Annotated in this window: 3 protein-coding genes and 1 riboswitch; of the genes, 2 read left to right on the top strand and 1 reads right to left on the bottom strand. The window is 70.0% G+C overall.

Annotation, left to right across the window (positions count from 1 at the left end):
* Positions 1-94, bottom strand: a riboswitch (M-box (ykoK) riboswitch). This riboswitch is flagged as partial in the annotation.
* Positions 95-784: 690 nt separating this feature from the next.
* The gene (locus AC07F3_RS42330) at positions 785-1,294 is read left to right on the top strand and encodes a mycothiol transferase (RefSeq protein ID WP_479120447.1); all 510 of its coding nucleotides are present in this window, start codon (positions 785-787) and stop codon (positions 1,292-1,294) included.
* Positions 1,295-1,340: 46 nt separating this feature from the next.
* Here the strand turns inward: AC07F3_RS42330 and AC07F3_RS42325 are convergent, their stop codons facing one another.
* Positions 1,341-1,658, bottom strand: a complete 318-nt coding sequence (locus AC07F3_RS42325) for a hypothetical protein (protein ID WP_479120445.1) — start codon at positions 1,656-1,658, stop codon at positions 1,341-1,343.
* Between the two features lie 392 nt (positions 1,659-2,050).
* Between AC07F3_RS42325 and AC07F3_RS42320 the strand changes: the two genes are divergently transcribed.
* Positions 2,051-2,662: a TetR-like C-terminal domain-containing protein gene (locus tag AC07F3_RS42320; protein WP_479120443.1), complete on the top strand. Its 612-nt coding sequence runs from the start codon at positions 2,051-2,053 to the stop codon at positions 2,660-2,662.
* The last annotated feature ends 210 nt before the right edge of the window (positions 2,663-2,872 follow it).

Raw genomic sequence — 2,872 nt, 5'->3', positions numbered from 1 at the left:
GGCCGGGGAGACCTGTCCTGACCCTGGGCGTCTCTCGACGTCGTCGGGTCAGTGGCCTGTGTCCGTACAGACGCCTCACCGAACGAGGTGCCTTCGTCAAACCTCCAGAAGCATAAACCACTACTTGCGTGATCGTGCAACTGCTTGGTGAAGTCTTAACGTGGGCCGCAGCTCAGCAGATGTTGTCTGCACGGACGCTGCGAGATGTCCTTCCGTGCCGGTCCTCACACCTGATCCCCCCACGCCCGCACCAGTGGCTTCTTGCCTGCTGGGACTTCACATCACCCGGACGGCCCGCTGTCTGTGGACACACCTGGGGCGCGGATCGGACCGAGGCCGACCCGCTCGCCAGGGGCGTGCGGCACCTCGCGGGCACCGAACTCGGGTGCCGTGGGCGACGTCGAGGTTGCGGGTGCATGGCGGATGCCTGGTGCGGGCTGCTCGACGAGCAGGCGCAGAATCGGGGTGTCGAGTCCACGGCCACGTCTCGTCGGTGTCCTTCTGGCCGCGGTTCGCCTGGTGGCGAGGGGCCCGGTGGTCGACTCGGTAGCGACCGTACCCATAGCCCGCCTCCTCGAGCCGCGGGCGGACCCGGGTGTGCCGAAGGTGGGTGGCAGCGGCCGGCGGTCCGGGCCGCCGGCTGCGCGGCCGAACGACGTCCGTGCTCGTCGACTGATGGGCCGCGGCCGGGGGTTTTGTGAGGATGGTGGCAAAGGGGGGCACGTGTGGGGTGTCGCGCGGGCATCGGCGCCCGTGGTCGAACCGATCACGTGAGGATGGACGGATGAACACTGCAGAGCTGTTGGCGGACGCCTTCGGGCGCGTTCAGGAGGACGTGCACGCCGTCGTCGAGAACCTTTCTCCCGAGGAACTCGCCTTCCGGCCGGACGGCGAGGCGAACTCGATCGCCTGGCTCGTGTGGCACCTGACGCGGGTTCAGGACGACCACATCGCTGACGCTGCCGACCGCGACCAGGTGTGGATGGCCCGGGGCTGGGCCGACCGGTTCGGCCTGGAACTCGATGACGAGGAGACCGGCTTCGGGCACACGACGCAGCAGGTCGCGGCGGTCAAGGGCGTCTCCGCCGAGCAGCTGAGCGGATACTACGACGCCGTCCACGAACAGACCCTGGAGTTCGTCCGGGGCCTGGACGACTCGGCGCTCGACCGTGTGGTCGACGAGCGGTGGACGCCGCACGTCACCCTCGGCGTCCGCCTGATCAGTGTCATCGGCGACGACCTCCAACACGTCGGCCAGGCTGCCTACGTACGCGGGCTCCTGAAGCGCCGCTGACCCGGCGCCGGGGACCGGGCCCCGGCGGGGATCCGGAGCGCGCGGTTCAGGCCGTCGCCAGAGCCGTGTCGAGCCAGTCGAACATGACCTGGTGGGCGCGGTGGAAGGCCCCGACGTGGCAGTGTTCGCCGGATCCCTCCGCCTCGCTGAGCGTGATGAGCGTGGCAGGGGCGTTGACCAGTCGCTCCGCGACGAGGCGGGGCTGGCCCGCGAAGAACTGGTCGTTCTCGGCGTCCAGGACCAGGGTGGGGGCGACGATCTTGTCGATGTGGCCGTCCAGCGTGAAAGCGCGGCCGCGACGGAGCAGATCCGCGTAGGAGCGCGCGCCGAGCGCCCAGACACCGTTGTCGAGGGCCCAGCGCACCTGGGTGCTCTCGGCGGCGGCGCCTCGTGCAGGTAGAACTCGGCGGTGCGGTAATAGTTCGACGCCCTCAGGAGCGCCTCGCGGGCGCTGACCCGGTGGCCCGCGACCAGAGACCGCTCGCCGATGGCCGCGACGCGCTCGGCGGTCGCCTTCCAGGCCCGGTGCCAGCTCGGCTCGGAGCCGTCGGTGATGTCATGGGCGGTCGCGATGACCTCTCCGAGGTCGGCGCCCTGGTAGGCGGCGAATCCGGCGGCCAGCAGGGTCTCGAAGGAGAAGGACTCGTCGTCGAAGAGGAATTTCATGGTGTGCCGTCCGTTCGCTGGGGTGGCATGCGGGAGCTGGAGTATCTCTACCCGATACGGGCCCGTTCCGTCTCGGTTAGGGTGGGCGGCATGAGCGAAGTAGCCACCCCCACGCCCCCGCCGGAGCGGCGCGCCGCCGGAGGGCCCGTCCTGCAGGACGAGCTCACCCGCGCGCTGACCGCGGCGTTCTTCGAGGAACTGGCCGAGACCGGTTACGGCCGCTTGGCGGTGGAAGCCGTCGCCCGCCGCGCCGGCGCGGGCAAGGCCGCGCTCTACCGCAGGTGGCCCTCCAAGCAGGCCATGACCGTCGCTCTGGTCTCCGAGGTGGCTACCGCCGGACCGCTCCCCGATAGCGGCTCGCTGCACGGCGACGTACGCGCGTTCCTGCACGGCTGGGTCACCGCGCTCAGCCACCCCCTGACCACCCGCGTCATCCCGGACCTGATGGCCGAGAGCGTCCGCAACGAGGAACTCGGCAGTGCCCTGCTTGCCGCGGTGCGCGACCCGCGCCGCGAACACGCCTCCCAACTGCTGCGCAGGGCGGTCGAGCGCGGTGAACTCACACCGGACGCCAACAACGAACTGAACCTGGACTTCCTCGCGAGCCCCGCCTACTGGCGCATGGCCGTGGTGCGCACCCCGACCGGCGACGACTACCTGGATCGGCTCACCGCGAAGGTCGTCGCGGCGCTCTCGGCCTGAGGGCCCGCGCCGCTGGACCGATGGGCTGCCCGAACCAGAGAACTCCCAGATGCTGTGCTGTTGGATGCGTCGGATGAGGCCACGCCGCGCCATCTCGCTCTGGTGCGGAGAGTGGACAGGGAGTGTCCAATAGACGGCGGATCCGATGATCAAGGAGACGCCTGATGAGTGAGACCATGACCGAGCACGGGGCCGTGGAGGAGCCGGTCG

This window comes from Streptomyces sp. NPDC045846 (assembly GCF_056431605.1).
The sequence above is the reverse complement of the archived record's forward strand: the minus strand, read 5'-3'. Positions and strand labels throughout refer to the sequence as shown.